The following is a 417-nucleotide window of genomic DNA, read 5'->3' as shown; positions in this document are numbered from 1 at the left end:
GAGTTGACCACCGGAACAGGTGATACTGTTAATCAGTTAGTTGATTTATCTATCCTTGGTAGCACTACGGTAACGATTCCAACACAAGTTACGCCAGATGGCACGCAAGACTCTGTTTCGGTAAAGGGTGCCATTGCACGGTCAGAATTGATTAACGTTGACTTGTTTGCAAATTCAGCAGGAACGACACCATTGCAAGTTGATACGACCGGTGCAGACTTGGCTACCGCAAAGGCTGATGCAACAGCAGCGATTGATGCGATGAAGTATCTGACCGACGAAGAGAAGGCTGACTATAAGCAACAGGTAGCCGATGCCACAACCACGGATGCGATTGATACAGTTGTTGCGGATGCCACAGCGCAAAACTTGGCGAACGCAAAGGACTGGGCGACAGGCGAGATTAATGGTTTAACC

1 protein-coding gene is annotated in these 417 nt (G+C 48.4%); it reads left to right on the top strand.

Annotated elements, in window-relative coordinates; translation table 11 throughout:
* Window positions 1-417: adhesive domain-containing protein (locus C1I98_RS46775; RefSeq protein WP_199537612.1), on the top strand; the 417-nt coding region annotated here is incomplete at both ends.

Source organism: Spongiactinospora gelatinilytica, assembly GCF_003236385.1.
In the GTDB taxonomy this organism is placed as follows: Bacteria; Actinomycetota; Actinomycetes; order Streptosporangiales; family Streptosporangiaceae; genus Spongiactinospora; species Spongiactinospora gelatinilytica.
The sequence above is the reverse complement of the archived record's forward strand: the minus strand, read 5'-3'. Positions and strand labels throughout refer to the sequence as shown.